A 14291-nucleotide genomic window follows, 5' to 3' on the forward strand; every position below is an offset into this window, starting at 1 on the left:
TGCACAAACAAAGGAGCGGCGCAAGATGACCATGTCCAGCGAGATGCCGATGACGTCGGATCAAATTATGCGCGGGGCACTCCTGTCCGGGGTGATCAATGCGATAATCAACGGCTTTATTCAGTACTTTTTGCTGCGTGGGACGGCACCAATTCCACTCACGCTGGATTCGATCAGTGGCGGCAGTCATTCGGTTCTGGGCGGCGCGGTGTTGCTGGCAGTATCGATGGCGATGATCCTGACGGCCGTCACTCATTTCACGGTGAAAGGACCGAAGAAGCCATTTGTCCCGACCACCCTGAAGCTGGTGATAAAACATGGGCTTGTAACTTTCGGCACTGTGGTCGCAGTCGCAGTTTTGTGGCAATGGGTCTTCGGGACAGTGGAGGTCGGGCTGGCGTTTGCCGTGATCCTGCTAGGGTTTATCGCGGGTGTGGTCGCAGCGTCTGTGAACTACCTGACGATTGCCGAGATCACGGACAGCGGCTGTTCATGACGTAGTTTTCTAGAGCCCTTGCGGATGGACTGTAGTGCAAGTCGGGTGCCTTGCCGATTGTTCAAATCACGTACTTGACGGAGTTTTCAGGTAGTACCGAGAGCACGTTCAAGACGTGGTTTGGTATCGGCATCTAGCCGTCGCAGCGAAGGTTCGGTTTTCGCCCATCGCTCCAAATGATGCGGCATCAACCAAAGTCGAGCATGGGCTCGGTGCGGTCATTCGCCGAAATGTCGCGAGCGACCGCTGTGCGGACAAAGCTGCCGTTTGCCGCTGCGCGGCGCTGGGACGTAGCCTGAATATCTGGTTCGCGGACTACGTGGTCGTTGGTTGTATAAACAAAACGGCCATTCCTGGGTTTAGAGAACGCGGGTTTCGAAAAGCGGGCAGGATTACGTGTCTTCTCTTCCGTAAGCATAACATCTCAATTGGCACCCTTATTGGATGCTGAGGAGGCCGCTACCAATCGAATTTCATCATATCTTTAGGTCCAGGCGCGGCTTCCAAAAAGGGCGGAAGAGTTCAATCTTGGGGCATCGGTTCATCACGACTTTAAGGCCCGCCGCTTCGGCGAGTTGCGCTGCTTTGTCGTCGTACACGCCGATCTGACCCCAAAGAACTTTTGCCCCGATTGCAATGGCCTTCTCGGCAAAGCCATAAAACTCTTCTTTTGGGCGGAAGACGTCTACCATATCAACATGTCTGTCGATCTCTTCCAGCGAGTGGTATACTTTGAGTCCTCTAATTGCAGAAACATTCGGGTTAGGATTCACCGGTAGAATATCATAGCCGATTTCGCTGAGCTGTCGCAGAACGCCATAGCTGAATTTTGTTTTGTCCGCGCTGGCCCCCACCATTGCAATGGTTTTGACCGATTGCAGGATGTCGGCTAGGTACTTGGGGTCGTAATCGTAGATGCGATCGATGTCTGCTTCGGGCATCGGTTAACCTTCCTTCGGCGTCGCAATGTCAGCCTTGAGTTCGTGGGGTTTGAGTGGGTCGAGAAACGGATTGCGGTACAACTTGTCATGGCTTTCGACCCCTATCTCAAGCGTGATGTCGGATGTCGGACGTGCCACGCAAAGGATTACATAGCCGTTAGCAATTTGCCGATTATTCAGCGCAACCTGTCGGCGTTGATCGATCGCGCCAGTCTTTAGTTTTGCCGCGCAGGTAATGCAGCCGCCATACTTGCACCCAAAAGGCAAGTCGACGCCCTGTTCTCTCAGCGTTTCCAGAAGTGAACGCCGCGCATCCACACAGTATTGCGCTCCATCTCTGTTCGCGATGGTCACGGTATACATAGTCATAGCCAGATGTCGCTTGTGCAATCACCGCCCGGATACCGGCTCTCGTGACAGCGCGATGGACCATTTGGTTCTTTGCCAAAGTCCACAATGAAATCCTCGTTGATCTTCATACCACCGTTTTCAGGGTCGCAATCGATCATCACCATCACCCCGCCCTTTTCGCGGATCTCAGGATAGAACTGGTTATCCCAAGTCGAGAACAGCGAGGTCGTGACATAAAGCCTTCGTCCGTCGAGAGAGAGCTGGAACATTTGCGGACCACCTGCGACCTCAACCCCATTTACGCTTGGAGCTTTACCCAAAAGCCCCCCCATAAACACTTGGCCAGTCAGCTTGGGATTATGAGGATCGGTGATGTCATACTGGCGCATATCTCCATGCAGCCAATTGTTTAGATACAAGTATTTGTCGTCCATCGAGATCAGGATCGCCGACATAACCCCCGGTAACGGGATCGGCCATTCCGGATGCATCTCGTTTTCTACGTCGATTATCTTTTCCCACTGCCACTTATTAGCATCGTCTTGCCACCAATGAATGACATTGGTCGAAAGAGCTGCGCCACAGAACCCATGCGTGCTGTCGGGGTCATGGTGGAACTTGACTTCCAGTGGCAACAGCCCGTCTTCACCCAAATAGAAACTTTCGACCGGTTCGCGCTTTTCGAAATCCCAAAAATGCAGCTCCCGCCCATATTTCAGATGGCCCACTTCTTCCAGATCGAAACCCGGCATGAAGGTATTGGGCGCAGCCCATTCGGAACTGACCATCACGTTGTGGCGCGGTTGGTACCAGAAATCGTAGCCAAACTTGATATCGCCCATCGAGGTTTCCCAACGACCGACGATGTTGAACTCTTTGTCGAGATGTAAATAGCCTCCAGGAGCCTCACCCCTAGCATTTCCAAGGAAGGAAATGATGATTTCCGAGCCCAAACAATGCACCGTATGCGGGCCCGATAAATCTGCCTTGGCCTTGATCTCGGCCCCGTCGATGATCTTATGCAACCGCGGCGCACGCGGGTCAGTGGCTGTATCAACGATGTGAAGGTTGTTGGAGCGTACGCCCGGCAAGATCAGGTATTTGCGGGACATCGAGCCGTCGTCGTGACAGGACGAACAGGCGTTCCACCCCATGTGGTGAAGCTCGTCCCCGATCCCCGGCATTTCCAGCCTATGGATTACCTGAGAATAGGTCGGGCTGTCAGGGTCGACATCCACTGTGGCAAGGTAATCAGGTTTCTGGATCCCTGTCCCGGTGTAGATGGCGATCGTGTAGAGTAGCTTTTCTCGTGGGGCTTTGATGGCTTCTTGCGGACTCCTGAAGCCCGGTCCACAGCATTGTCCATCCATCGAGTGCTCCTCCCTTGATTCCCTAAATTGTATCGTATATCGAAAATTTAGTTATCATAAAGTGAGAAAAATGCATCTCGAACGATTAGCGCTGATTTTGGAAATCGTAGGTCAAAAAGGACGTGCGTCCGTAGCGGATATCTGTGCCCAGTCCGATATACCTAAACCGACGGCCTACAGGCTGGTTCAAGACCTTGTTTCGTCCGGCCTCCTTGAATCACCAACCCGCGGAGAGTTTGCGATTGGGAATAGGCTAAAGCGTATCACGTTGAGCGATCACTCTGATCCCGCTCTTTTGCAAGTGATTGCGCCTGTCCTATCTGGCGCCGCGAATGACTATGGCGCTGCATTTTTCTTGTCTCGGCTACGGGGCCATTGGGTCGAGATTATTCATGTGGAGACACCGCAGACGGGCGTGTCTTTTCTTCATCCAGGTATGGGCAAACGACCAATGCACGCGTGCTCTTGCGCCAAGGCAATCGCCGCCGTTTCGCCTGAACTGCTGTCTCAAGACCGATTGGATGGGCAGCTTAAGCAGTACACAGATCACACGATTACAGACCCCAAGGATCTGGCCGCGGAACTCGATGTCATTCGAACCAAAGGGTATGCCGAATGTGTTGAAGAGCTCGAGCGCGGAATCAGTTCTGTCGCTACAACGCTGACCAAGACAGGTGTTGGTGCGACGCTTTCAATCGGCGCTACGGCGTCTCTTCGGGTGTTTACACCTTCCGAGCGAGAAAAGATTGGCCATACACTTACCACAATGTCACACGAACTTGCTCGCGCGCTAGGATGGGGTGAAGCAGATAAAGAGAGGATACCCGCTTAGGTTAGTGGGTATCGCAGTGCTGTAGGTTAACACCATCCAGCAGGACAGGTGTGTTTTGCGACCTTCGCCGCATTTAGGTCAATGAAGGAGACAAATATGGACGATGCAATGTTTGGTGGGTTCTTCGCGATCAACGTAAAACCTGAGTATCGGCAGCCCTTTTTGGACGCCAGCATCTTCCAAGCGCAAAATGTTGTCAGTGAAGAGCTCGAAGTTTTCCAGTTTCATATTATGGTGGATGAAACAAACCCAAATCGTTTCTATTTCTACGAAGTGTTCAGTAACGAGGCCGCGGTCCAGGATCATTGGGAATCTGAAACCTTCAATAACTGGTTAAACACTGTCCGAAAGATGCTGGATGGTGAGATCGAACTTGTTGCCAGGATGCGCTCGCTTTTTCCAACGCCAAAGGGTTTCGAGGCGCAAAAAGCAAGCCTGCTACTATGGTAAAAATGACCGACGTTTGAAGCTATCGCCGGTGCCAGAAAATTATGGATTTTGGTGTTGGTCCGCGTTGGGCTCGTAGAAGAGGTTCGCTGCGATTAAGTTGGACGACTGCTATGCGGACTAAGCAGACATTTAAAGCGCAGGCCAATGCCAATTCAACCAACGTCCCTTCGGTTCCAGGGATCTTGCAAGGTGGAAGGACAGAGATGCACTATTTACGCATGTCAATCTTGCGGCTGATCACAATTCCAGCAATCACTATGATGCTCGTTAGTACGGCGGCGGTATCTTTGGAGATTTCCTGCACTCACCCCGAAAGGCCTAATCACTCTTATCGCGTTACCGGTGATCAGGGTGTCTTTACCTGGGACGACCACGACATCGAACGCACTTGGCTGCTCAAGTGCAATGACCAGCGAAAAGGCGTATCTGCGTGCCACAGGTCAGAGAGCTTCGGCGAGCGCGGCGCCAGTGTGATGACTTTCGTGATGCTTCCAGACGGTATCTTAGTTGAAAGCGGTTATTGGGCTCTGCTCGATACAAGTCACGTCAGTATAACGTCGGGCTTTGTTTGTGAGTCCGAAAGCGAGTGACAGCATTGTGATTGGGTGGACCTTCTGATTTGTCCAACAAGTAACCGCTTGTGGCAGCAGATACACCACTAACTTTGGTCAGTACATTGTCTGGCGATACTCTCGCTCCAGATTTTCGTCCAACCTAAGTTGTTCCTCGGGATCGGCCGGTGCGCCAGATGTTTGATCCAGTATGATCTTCATTAGAGACGGTACGTCGTCACGGTTCTGATGCCGATCGGCATCCCAAAGCTTTGATCGGCGAAGAGCTTTCGCGCAATGAATGAAGACTTCATCGACATGCACCGCGATAGCAATTTTGGGAACTCGTTCATTTACGGCCATCATGGAAAGCAAATCAGGATCACGCGTGAGTTCCGCGTGACCATTTACCCTCATAGTGTCATCGAATCCGGGCACTAAGAATAGCAGTCCGACTTTGGAATTGGTCAGAATATTTGACAGTGTATCCAAACGGTTGTTGCCCGGTCTGTCGGGGATCAAGAGGGTCGTGTCATCCAATATCTTTACAAACCCGCACGGATCACCTCTAGGACTTACGTCCGCAGACCCATCCGGTGATTGGGTTCCGATACAAACAAATGGAGATCTTTCAATAAACTTCCGCGCGTGCTCATCGATATGTTTCAAGCATTTTTTTATAGCGATTTCATGCGTTTCAGAGAACTGCGTCCTCAGATCAGTTTCATCACGGACTAGGAACGCAGTATTGAGTTTGCTGTTCTTGGGCATCTTACCTCCAAATACTGCTCAGATCAGAATGACGGGACGATTTGTTTCGGTGCAAAGCTTACGATGCGAACGGACACGGGGGCAACTTGCAGGATCGGTCAATTTGGGATCGCTGCGGACGTTCAATGAATTCTAACACGGTGGCATGTTATGGCATGAAATAATGACAGAGCTCCCAAAAGACTATGTCACAAAGCATTCGCTAACCGCAGTCCTTCGTTGCTCTCTGCTTAATGCCTTTCCGCGAATACAGCCGCCATTAGATCTGCACCACTTTCGATTGTCCCTTCAGGTGTCCGATATCACGTCCGAAGCTTTGCGCTGGTGAGGAAAATCACCGGCGGCGATGTAGACTTCCTCCGCGGCGGTAGACGTTCGACCGAGTACCTTGTTCCGGTGCGGATGGCGCCCGAACCGCTCTATCACCCTGCGGACAGTTCTATTTTGCCCATTCGCACCGTCGGCCAAAGGCGCCAAGGCCTCCGGCCACAGCGATGTCATTCCATCGACCAAACGGATACACAAGTCGATCCGGTCAAGGTGGTCAGGCCCTTCACAATGGCCAATTGCGATGACATAGAACATCTGCTCCCATGGCGTCGACAGCGCGGCATAGTGCCCGTTGGTTATGCCCTCCAAACATAGCCGGCACGCCATGATGTCTTGGCCAAAAGCGGCGGGTGTATCCCGCCAGAGTGAGCGGGGGAACTGATCCAGCAACAAGATGAGCGCCATCCTGCCTCTGGCAGTCTCGGACCATCCATCCAACTCGCCGCGAGCCGCGGCCTCGGTCAATTCGGCAAACTCGCTGCAGATTATTTCGTCCATGCCACCCTGCATGCGTTCGTCCCAGAACTGCATGTGTGTTTGGGGGCTGTTCCAGTGCTTCGTATCGGGAAACCATAGGTCAAGAACTTGGGTCGCGCGAGAGTCTAGATCGTCCATCTTGCCATCCTGTAAACTACAATCCGATTATGTCCGAAATTCTGATTTTGAAAAACAAACCCAGTTCTTTGGTGCAGCGGAACTCACTGCTAACGCTTTCCTTCTGCGACTAACTCATTTCCGCGTATTCTGAATCATGAAAAAATTTTGGAATTCGTCGGCACTGAGTAATACTAGGTTTGTGTCACCTGCGGAATGCTCCATGGTCCCTTTTGCTAAGCCAATTACTAAGTTTACACGCGCTGGCGATGTTGCGATTGCCTACCAAGTAATTGGAGACGGACCCATTGATCTTATCTACATCTCTGGTTGGCTCCATAATATCGAGATCGTTTGGGAACACCCCGGATACCGAAAGTTTCTTGAGGGATTAGCCGAGAAATGCCGAGTCATCATCTTTGATAAACGCGGTACCGGTATGTCGGATCGCAACGTTGGAGCGCCAACGCTGGAAGAACGCGCGGAAGACATTCGAGCAGTCATGTCTGCTGTTGGCAGCACCAAGGCCGCAATTTTCGGAATAAGCGAAGGGGGTGCCATGACTGCCGTCTTCGCAGCTTGTTATCCGGAAATGGTCAGCTCGATAGTTATGATTGGCAGCCGTCCCTGCGACGCATGGAAACCTGATTGGCCACGAGGCCGACGCCGTGCGGAATTCGAGGATGACCTCAAACAACTCGAAGCCAGTTGGGGCGATCTCGGTCACGAGCTAGAGTGGGCGGCCCCTTCCGTTAAGGACGACCCAGAAGAACAGGCGTTTTTCAACAAGCTACTTACACAGTCGGCAAGCCCGAGTTCAGCCATTGCCATCACGCGTCTGAACTACGAAATCGATTACAGGTCGGTCCTCCCAGCAATCGAAGCTCCTGCGCTGATCCTTCATCCTGAAAAGGATATCGCAGTTTCTGTAGAAGACGGAAAATACCTCGCCGAGAATATTAAAGATGCTCGCTTTGAATTCGTTGATAACTCAGATCACCTTCCATGGATCGGGGATACCAGCGGTATTGTTCGACAAATCACTGATTTCGTCTGTAATGCCACCTCTGAGACAAGGGAAACCCGTGTCCTGTCTACAATCCTTATGACCGATATCGAAGGGTCAACTGCTATCGCATCGCGCATTGGCGACGAAAACTGGAAAAACACTATTGAGGAGCACGAAGCGGCAGCTGCTCGGGCGATTGCTCGGTACGACGGCACTCTGATTAAAACTATGGGTGACGGGGTACTCGCAACTTTCACGGGCCCTAGCCGCGCGATTGCGTGTGCCAACGACATTAAAACAAAGGCATCGGATCTTGGTCTGGTCGTACGTGCCGGTATCCATACCGGTGAGTGCCTAAGACGGGACAACGATGTTTCTGGTTTGGCAATTACCATTGCCGCCCGAATTCTTGAGTTCGTACCGGGAGGTGAAACATGGGTTTCTGGTGTGGTTAGAAGCCTAGTCGTGGGTTCGGGCTTGCAGTTTGAACCAATCGGAGAAAGGCAACTAAAGGGTGTCCCCGACAAATGGCCTTTGTTCAAGGTCGAAAACTAGTTTTCCTATTTCTCTAAATTCAACGTCTGATTAGGGCTCAATGCGGCCATAAGACGCCCTTATTCCAATGTCCGCTATGTGGCGGACCGCTGCCCTAAAAGATCGCCGCATCGAAAGAACTGTCACCAAATTCCGCCTTCTAAAGCTCCCACTCCTCGGCCTCCAATCGGAACCCTTCCGCGAGAGTAGGATCAATTTCTGGAAGGAATTTCAGAGACTAGCGCGCCCGGGTACGCTCTATTTTGCATGCTGCAACTCAAAACGCCTTCACTGGTGACTCTTGGTTCGTTGACGACACCATTTGCTTCCTCTATGCAAGAGGCATAGCTTGTAAGAGGCCAATCGGCACCCTCGCCTACCCTGAAACCATAGGGGGTGTAGTGTGCTGTGATTGTCTGCTCCCCCAAGAGGAGAAGACAATGCAAATAATCCCAGATCGCCTTTACACCGACCACGATGTTGCTGCGTTTTGCGGAGTGTCGGTCCATTCCGTACGGCGCTGGCGCGCAAACCGCACGGGCCCTCAGTACGTCCGCATCGGTGAACGCAAAATCCGGTACCGTGGCGCGGATGTCCTGCGCTGGGCGGACGGGCTTCCAACCGGAGACGTAATCGAAAATAGCTTAGTCTGAAATGTCCGAAGACAAAGTCGGGAAGCTCGCGGAGCAAGTTAACCAATCAAGCGTGAAACGCTTGCCTGAGGGTCCCGCATGGGACATCGCAAAAGCCGAAAAGAACTGGTGTGTGGCGGCCGAAACGACCACGACGAAGGTGCCGGTGAACGCCGCGACAGGCTTCCCCTGTGACCGCGAACGGGCCGCTTTCCTAGATCGGGCCAAGGCCGCGCAGAAGGCCAATGACCTGAATAAATGGATTGACGAGATCAATGCCAAGATCGACCGCGCCAATGAAGACCGCGCCGTTCCCTTCGACCATGTTGTCAGGTTTGGCGTCGGATACCTGCCCCGCGCCGGATCGGCCATGGTCGTCGCCGACTTTGACAAGGTCCGCGATCCCGACACAGGCGACATCACCGCCGAGTGGCTGAAACCCGTCATGGAGCAGCCGGAGAGCTACACCGAAGTGTCAGCCTCGGGCACGGGGCTGCATGTCCTCATGCCCCGCGAGGAAGCTGACGCTGGCACACGGGAGCGCAATGGCGCCGGGCTGTATGCAAGCAATGCACGGTTTATCCTGCTCACTTTTGATCAGGTCGCCGGAGCGCCTATCAGCCTCAACAGTGCACCGGAGACGCGCAGGGTGATCAGGGATCGCATGGGCGTGCAGCATACACAGCGCGTCAATTTCTCGCTGGCACTGCCAGAAGATCACCACAGCATCGAAAGCATCCCAGAAATCTTGGCACAACTACCCAACCCGGCGCTGGGCAGAGAATACTGGGTGAGCATGGCACACGCCTGCTGGGCCGCCGCGCAGGAGGCTGACCGCGCCACGGCCCTCAGAATCGAGCAGGCCTTCTACGAGTGGTCGGCACGGGGGGACACGCACGGAATTGGTCGTAAGGACGGATCAAGCCCCGAGCGTCTCTGGCGTAGCATCAGAAATGTGCGCGAAATCGGTGTCGGGTCATTCTTCTACAAGGCCCGTGAACTGGGATGGTCGCCAAGGCACAGCAAAATGCACCCCAAGGACATTCCTCACCCGCGAATTGAAATGGTCGGCCTGATGGACAGGGCCTTTGACGGAGATCGGGAAGCCTTGCAGCGCATTGCACGCTTCATGCTGAACGGAAACCGCGACGATACCGCCTTTGTGATGCTGACCGCCATGGGGCACTTCAGCGGAACGGATGTCAGGGGAATTTTCCAATACGAAAGCCGCCGAGCAACACGGATCGCAGCGGACATCATGAGGGAGGTCATGAGAAATGGGGGTTAAAAATCGAAACAGCAAAGATCAAGCTGGCTTCGAACGTCGGGCAAAACAGCTTGTCGAAAAGTACAAAGGGAACATGGCCGTCCTTGAGAAAGAGACGAAGGAATTCGGCCACACAGTCGCGCGCTTAAACGGGTGTTATGTCTTCAGCGACGAGGAATTTGACGATGTTTCTGTCGCGGCGGACGCGCAAAAAGGCGGCGAACCGTTCAATGTCGACCTGAGCCTGTTCAAACCCGTCACCGGCGACATGGTACCCGAGCGAGCCATCTCGCGGGTGATGTCGCACAGGATCGCCAAGGAGTTCATGACCCTCGTCGCCGGTGGCGGCGGCGTCGGCAAATCGACGTATATGATCACTGCCGCCCTCGATATAGCTCAAGGCGGCGGCAATGGTCTGGGTGAACCCATACACTGCACGGCAAACCTCGACGGCTATAAGGTGCTCTACGTCAATCTGGAGGACGGGCAAATCATGGTTGACCGGATGGTCAGGGCTTCCATGGATGAGCATGGCCACAGCCGGACCGACAACCTGGTCGCCATGGGACGCGACACATTCAGGCAGGCGCTGGGCGGCAGGGACCTCAATATCCTAACGCAAGACTCCGACACGCGCATCGTGGCAGTGAACCCGCACGCCGAACAGGCTCTGAAAGACATCATCACAGGCCTCGGCATCGAGGTGCTGATCCTCGACCCCATGAAGAACCTCTATCATGGCATGCCCATGACAAATGAGGCCAGCAACGTGCTGTATGATATGTTCTCACGGATTTGCGTCGATTGCTTCATTGCCGTCGTCTGCGGCGTTCACACCCGCAAACCGTCGGGAAGCAATCGCGGCGATCAGGATCAGCACGACATCAAGCACGGGACGGAGATCGTAGACACGGCACGCTGTGCAATCAGCATGAACAAAATCTCACGTACCAAGCTGCAGGAGTGGGGCGTCGACCCCCACCGGAACATCGTCAAGGCGGCCACGACCAAAAGCAATATCGGCCCGTCAAATGTCACCCACTACGAGATCACCCTGCGGGAGGTACTGTGCGCGGACGGGAATACCGAGATCGTGGGCACTGCCAAGGAATACAAGCCGCCGCAGACAGCCGGAATTGCCGATATCATCTGGGAGGATGTCAGGCATCGCCTGATCACCGAGTGGGTGGCAGATTTCTCAGGCTCTAAGAAACCAACGCTGAAAAGCATTGTCGAAGATGCACTGAAGAAGCACGGGATGCCAGTGGGCGGAGCAAACAAAATCAGCAATCAGATGAAGAGCGAGGGGTGGATTACCACCGTAAATGAAAAGCGGCCCAATTCCGAAAATCGGACGGGGATTAACCGTTCCGTCCTCGGCCCGAATGACCCGCATGAAGACGACGAGGAATAGCCGAAATGCATGAGAGTTAGAAGTCTGCCTATATATAGAGAGGTTCTAACTCTTCTCACACTCTCACAAGTGGAGGTGAAAAGTGATGAAATCAGCCTTCAATCGTGTGCCCCCTACTATGAGCGGCCCGCCCGCCTGTGGCGGGGCGGGACAGGCGCGCCACTCACAACGGGTGGCAATTAGTGAGAGGTGTCAGAGGAGTGTGATAACAGTCCTCTGACACCTCTCACAAGTCGGCGCGTGGCGAGCACCAAATGACCTGCAAAGACATGCAAACTTCAGTTCTCGCCAAAACCAAAAAGTGGTATCATGATACCGCAAATTGATAACTAAAACTGCCCAGTCTGGAGAAACAAGAGATGCCCAGCACTCCGAGAGCAAAGGTTTCGAAACATATATGCGCCAAGATGGAGCTGACCAAAGAAGACATCCTGATCGATCTGGCCGAAAGCTGGCGGAATGCCACTGGCGACCGCAAGATCAAATTGGGCCTCGCCCTGCTGCCGTACTTCATGCCGAAGCTGAAAGCCGTAGATATGACTACGACACAGGACGTGAAAGTGACGGTCAGGATCGGTGGGCAAGAAACGCTGCCCATCGCAGCAGAGTAAGAGAGCGCGTCATGGATGCAGGGAGCCGCGCTGCGGGCAGAGAGCGCCGACTAGCGGCACTGAGGCGGTACAACGAAAGTGGTCGCGGATCGGTCGCCCCCTTCGGCTCAGGCAACCACAAGCGCTGCAATGCGACGCGAATGGACGGCCAGCCCTGTCGCGGTTGGGCAGCCTTCAGAACCCCGAAATGCATCAAGCACGGGGCGCGAGGGCTCGCGGGCAAGCCCAGTCCCAATCGCGAGGTGCGCGCTGCGCGCAACTGGCTCATGGAGAACCGGCCATCACGCGAACTGGTAAACACACCGGAATGGCGGGCGACGGATACGCTGGGAACGAGGAATGGCATCCTGCGAAAGGCGGCCTTAGTGGCGGCATGGGAGGCGGCCCAGCAAGGCGACTGGCGGCTTTGGCGGATGCTGCAGCAGAACCCACTGCCCCAGAAAATCTGGGCTCAACACGACGATAATGGATAAGAGCGGAAGAGTTCGTCTTTAAGCTGTTGATTGATTGTAACCCGACGACTGCGTGAGACGCACATTTGCGGCTTTGGTCAAAATTGACCTTTGTTGTGCAGCTTCTCAACTATTCGATCCCGATAGAGCGGCAATGTAATCTTCCCAAATTCTCTGCGCCTCAAGCCTGCGTTCGAGGATTGTGGATTTGTCGTATGTGCCCGCTAGACCGGGGCGTTTGTGTCCGATCATCCGTTCGGCAGTGTCGAAATCGACCCCGAGTTCGGTAAGGCCGGTGCGGTAGGTGCGGCGCAGACCGTGGATGGACAGGCGGTCGTCTCCGTATGCCTTACGGACCGGGATAATCCGCTTGGACCAGCCAGAGATTGCGGTGTTGGGCGCGCGTGCGCTAGGGAAGATGAGCGCGTCGGTCTTGCCGGGTTTCGCACCTGTCAGTTTCGTGAGGTCCTTGAGCAAGGCGCGCGACAATGGACCGAGAGGGACCGTGTGGGTGGTGGCAGTCTTGGTTCGGTCGGCGGGGATAGTCCAGAGGCTGGTTTTTCTATCGAGTTCTGCCCAGCGCATGTGCGCGATTTCGTTGCGGCGCTGGCCGGTCAGAAGCGTTAGGCGCATCAAGGCTTGGTAGATCGGATCAGGTGAGGTGTTCAGGGCTTTGAGGAACCGCTTAACCTGCTCGGGGGAAGTCATGGTCCATTGTTCGTCCGAGAGGCGCTGTGCGCGCGTCTGGCGCGGCCTGCGGTAGCCTGCGAGAGGCGAGACAGGGATGTGTCCCTTGTCTGCAGCGAAGTTCAGGAAACCAGTGGCGTTCTTGCGGAAGTAGTCGGCAGCACCGGGACGACCGGATTTTTCGATGCCGTTGATGATCGCGGTCAGGTCGAGGCGGGACAGGTCGCCAATGGGACGAGTGCGGTGCGGGTACAGGTTCGTGCGCAGCGATTGCATCATGTCGGTGGTGCGGACGATCTGGCGCGCAATCAGGTCCTGTTCGTAAAGATCCAGAAGCCGGGCTGTAAGGATCGCACCGGTTTGCGGGACGCGCGGGTCGATTCCATTGCGCAAATCGAGGATGTGAGAACGAGCAAGGTCGCGCGCTTGTTTAAGCGTGATCGCCCGGGTGTCACCGATCTTGATCTGGACGCGCTTGGCTTGGCGACCGGTCCCGAGGCGTGAGCGCAGAATGTAGACCTTTGCGTCGGTCCCAATACGCAGTGCGAGGCCGGGAACATCCTTGTCATTGATTTCGTATCGTTGGGCATGTGGCTTTGCGTTACGAACCTTGGCTTCAGTCAGGGACTGGCGCTGGGCGCTTTGTTTCGGGCCAATCTGGACGATCTTAAGAGCCGTTTGGGACATGAACTGATTTCCTTGTTGGTAACCACCGCTGGCGACCACATGGCGACCACCGATACGCGTACTCATCACAACAAGACATAACTCACCGCAACATAATGTAAAAGGTTTCAAAGGGTTCTGGTTGCCTTGTGCCTCTAGCGTCACACAGAGCACTCCCTTGGTAAGGGAGAGGTCGAGAGTTCAATTCTCTCCAGCAGCACCATCTTCACGTCCGACATAATGCTTCGAGTGGTGCACGATCACGTGGCGTCTCAGCCACTGGCATTTTCATTGAATTGAGTTGAAGTTGACGCGCGCAAGCGCCTGATGACA

Annotated in this window: 17 protein-coding genes and 1 pseudogene; 11 read left to right on the top strand and 7 right to left on the bottom strand. The window is 54.2% G+C overall.

Annotation, left to right across the window (positions count from 1 at the left end; all coding sequences use genetic code 11):
• Nucleotides 1–25: 25 nt before the first annotated feature.
• On the top strand, nucleotides 26–496 hold the full coding sequence (locus tag ACR0AH_RS18415) for a hypothetical protein (protein ID WP_216600299.1): 471 nt from the start codon (nucleotides 26–28) through the stop codon (nucleotides 494–496).
• A gap of 187 nt (nucleotides 497–683) precedes the next feature.
• On the opposite strand, the gene ACR0AH_RS18420 is transcribed toward ACR0AH_RS18415, so the two are convergent.
• From ACR0AH_RS18420 to ACR0AH_RS18435, 4 genes are read right to left on the bottom strand one after another with little or no spacing between them, the layout of a single operon-like run.
• Nucleotides 684–914 carry a hypothetical protein gene (locus tag ACR0AH_RS18420; protein ID WP_480593168.1) on the bottom strand — a complete coding sequence of 77 codons (231 nt, stop codon included), beginning with the start codon at nucleotides 912–914 and terminating at the stop codon, nucleotides 684–686.
• A 58-nt stretch (nucleotides 915–972) separates the two neighbouring features.
• Entirely contained in the window at nucleotides 973–1437 is a 465-nt protein-coding gene (locus ACR0AH_RS18425; protein ID WP_171133894.1) for a CoA-binding protein, read from the bottom strand.
• Nucleotides 1438–1440: 3 nt separating this feature from the next.
• Complete coding sequence (locus ACR0AH_RS18430) at nucleotides 1441–1800, bottom strand: 2Fe-2S iron-sulfur cluster-binding protein (RefSeq protein ID WP_480499791.1); 360 nt, start codon at nucleotides 1798–1800, stop codon at nucleotides 1441–1443.
• A 2-nt stretch (nucleotides 1801–1802) separates the two neighbouring features.
• Nucleotides 1803–3158, bottom strand: a complete 1356-nt coding sequence (locus ACR0AH_RS18435) for a selenium-binding family protein (RefSeq protein ID WP_480593171.1) — start codon at nucleotides 3156–3158, stop codon at nucleotides 1803–1805.
• 70 nt (nucleotides 3159–3228) lie between these two features.
• On the opposite strand from ACR0AH_RS18435, the pseudogene ACR0AH_RS18440 reads away from it, so the two are divergent.
• The 4 genes and pseudogenes from ACR0AH_RS18440 to ACR0AH_RS18455 all read left to right on the top strand — a co-directional run.
• Nucleotides 3229–3363: pseudogene (locus ACR0AH_RS18440) on the top strand (helix-turn-helix domain-containing protein); the annotation flags it as partial.
• Between the two features lie 63 nt (nucleotides 3364–3426).
• Nucleotides 3427–3990, top strand: a complete 564-nt coding sequence (locus tag ACR0AH_RS18445) for an IclR family transcriptional regulator domain-containing protein (RefSeq protein WP_480593206.1) — start codon at nucleotides 3427–3429, stop codon at nucleotides 3988–3990.
• Between the two features lie 96 nt (nucleotides 3991–4086).
• Nucleotides 4087–4440: an antibiotic biosynthesis monooxygenase gene (locus tag ACR0AH_RS18450; protein ID WP_170717191.1), complete on the top strand. Its 354-nt coding sequence runs from the start codon at nucleotides 4087–4089 to the stop codon at nucleotides 4438–4440.
• Between the two features lie 110 nt (nucleotides 4441–4550).
• Entirely contained in the window at nucleotides 4551–5030 is a 480-nt protein-coding gene (locus ACR0AH_RS18455) for a hypothetical protein (protein ID WP_171133889.1), read from the top strand.
• Between the two features lie 78 nt (nucleotides 5031–5108).
• Here ACR0AH_RS18455 and ACR0AH_RS18460 read toward each other — a convergent pair whose 3' ends face one another.
• Entirely contained in the window at nucleotides 5109–5762 is a 654-nt protein-coding gene (locus tag ACR0AH_RS18460) for a pyridoxamine 5'-phosphate oxidase family protein (protein ID WP_171133888.1), read from the bottom strand.
• Nucleotides 5763–6050: 288 nt separating this feature from the next.
• Entirely contained in the window at nucleotides 6051–6707 is a 657-nt protein-coding gene (locus tag ACR0AH_RS18465; protein ID WP_171133887.1) for a DUF924 family protein, read from the bottom strand.
• A gap of 136 nt (nucleotides 6708–6843) precedes the next feature.
• On the opposite strand from ACR0AH_RS18465, the gene ACR0AH_RS18470 reads away from it, so the two are divergent.
• From ACR0AH_RS18470 to ACR0AH_RS18495, 6 genes are all read left to right on the top strand, one after another.
• Entirely contained in the window at nucleotides 6844–8250 is a 1407-nt protein-coding gene (locus ACR0AH_RS18470) for an adenylate/guanylate cyclase domain-containing protein (RefSeq protein ID WP_171230896.1), read from the top strand.
• Nucleotides 8251–8669: 419 nt separating this feature from the next.
• Entirely contained in the window at nucleotides 8670–8882 is a 213-nt protein-coding gene (locus ACR0AH_RS18475; RefSeq protein WP_480593173.1) for a helix-turn-helix transcriptional regulator, read from the top strand.
• 1 nt (nucleotide 8883) lies between these two features.
• A complete protein-coding gene (locus ACR0AH_RS18480; RefSeq protein ID WP_480593176.1) occupies nucleotides 8884–10149 on the top strand; it encodes a PriCT-2 domain-containing protein in 1266 nt (421 codons plus the stop codon).
• Nucleotides 10139–11542 carry an AAA family ATPase gene (locus ACR0AH_RS18485; protein WP_480593178.1) on the top strand — a complete coding sequence of 468 codons (1404 nt, stop codon included), beginning with the start codon at nucleotides 10139–10141 and terminating at the stop codon, nucleotides 11540–11542. The genes ACR0AH_RS18480 and ACR0AH_RS18485 overlap by 11 nt, the downstream gene beginning before the upstream one ends.
• A 407-nt stretch (nucleotides 11543–11949) precedes the next feature.
• Nucleotides 11950–12153, top strand: a complete 204-nt coding sequence (locus ACR0AH_RS18490) for a hypothetical protein (protein ID WP_480593181.1) — start codon at nucleotides 11950–11952, stop codon at nucleotides 12151–12153.
• An 11-nt stretch (nucleotides 12154–12164) separates the two neighbouring features.
• Nucleotides 12165–12626 carry a hypothetical protein gene (locus ACR0AH_RS18495; RefSeq protein ID WP_480593184.1) on the top strand — a complete coding sequence of 154 codons (462 nt, stop codon included), beginning with the start codon at nucleotides 12165–12167 and terminating at the stop codon, nucleotides 12624–12626.
• A gap of 105 nt (nucleotides 12627–12731) precedes the next feature.
• Here ACR0AH_RS18495 and ACR0AH_RS18500 read toward each other — a convergent pair whose 3' ends face one another.
• Nucleotides 12732–14045 (bottom strand): tyrosine-type recombinase/integrase, encoded by a 1314-nt coding sequence (locus ACR0AH_RS18500; protein ID WP_480593186.1) that lies wholly within the window; start codon nucleotides 14043–14045, stop codon nucleotides 12732–12734.
• Between the last annotated feature and the right edge of the window lie 246 nt (nucleotides 14046–14291).

The sequence above is a fragment of the Ruegeria sp. AM5 genome (assembly GCF_056540645.1).

What these genes read in the sequence shown, in the direction of transcription:
- ACR0AH_RS18425 (WP_171133894.1), bottom strand. Translation starts at nt 1,437, where the DNA reads ATGCCCGAAGCAGACATCGATCGCATCTACGATTACGACCCCAAGTAC.
- ACR0AH_RS18430 (WP_480499791.1), bottom strand. Translation starts at nt 1,800, where the DNA reads ATGTATACCGTGACCATCGCGAACAGAGATGGAGCGCAATACTGTGTG.
- ACR0AH_RS18490 (WP_480593181.1), top strand. Translation starts at nt 11,950, where the DNA reads ATGGAGCTGACCAAAGAAGACATCCTGATCGATCTGGCCGAAAGCTGG.
- ACR0AH_RS18485 (WP_480593178.1), top strand. Translation starts at nt 10,139, where the DNA reads ATGGGGGTTAAAAATCGAAACAGCAAAGATCAAGCTGGCTTCGAACGT.
- ACR0AH_RS18455 (WP_171133889.1), top strand. Translation starts at nt 4,551, where the DNA reads ATGCGGACTAAGCAGACATTTAAAGCGCAGGCCAATGCCAATTCAACC.
- ACR0AH_RS18500 (WP_480593186.1), bottom strand. Translation starts at nt 14,045, where the DNA reads ATGAGTACGCGTATCGGTGGTCGCCATGTGGTCGCCAGCGGTGGTTAC.
- ACR0AH_RS18480 (WP_480593176.1), top strand. Translation starts at nt 8,884, where the DNA reads ATGTCCGAAGACAAAGTCGGGAAGCTCGCGGAGCAAGTTAACCAATCA.
- ACR0AH_RS18495 (WP_480593184.1), top strand. Translation starts at nt 12,165, where the DNA reads ATGGATGCAGGGAGCCGCGCTGCGGGCAGAGAGCGCCGACTAGCGGCA.
- ACR0AH_RS18460 (WP_171133888.1), bottom strand. Translation starts at nt 5,762, where the DNA reads ATGCCCAAGAACAGCAAACTCAATACTGCGTTCCTAGTCCGTGATGAA.
- ACR0AH_RS18450 (WP_170717191.1), top strand. Translation starts at nt 4,087, where the DNA reads ATGGACGATGCAATGTTTGGTGGGTTCTTCGCGATCAACGTAAAACCT.
- ACR0AH_RS18475 (WP_480593173.1), top strand. Translation starts at nt 8,670, where the DNA reads ATGCAAATAATCCCAGATCGCCTTTACACCGACCACGATGTTGCTGCG.
- ACR0AH_RS18415 (WP_216600299.1), top strand. Translation starts at nt 26, where the DNA reads ATGACCATGTCCAGCGAGATGCCGATGACGTCGGATCAAATTATGCGC.
- ACR0AH_RS18435 (WP_480593171.1), bottom strand. Translation starts at nt 3,158, where the DNA reads ATGGATGGACAATGCTGTGGACCGGGCTTCAGGAGTCCGCAAGAAGCC.
- ACR0AH_RS18420 (WP_480593168.1), bottom strand. Translation starts at nt 914, where the DNA reads ATGCTTACGGAAGAGAAGACACGTAATCCTGCCCGCTTTTCGAAACCC.
- ACR0AH_RS18470 (WP_171230896.1), top strand. Translation starts at nt 6,844, where the DNA reads ATGAAAAAATTTTGGAATTCGTCGGCACTGAGTAATACTAGGTTTGTG.
- ACR0AH_RS18465 (WP_171133887.1), bottom strand. Translation starts at nt 6,707, where the DNA reads ATGGACGATCTAGACTCTCGCGCGACCCAAGTTCTTGACCTATGGTTT.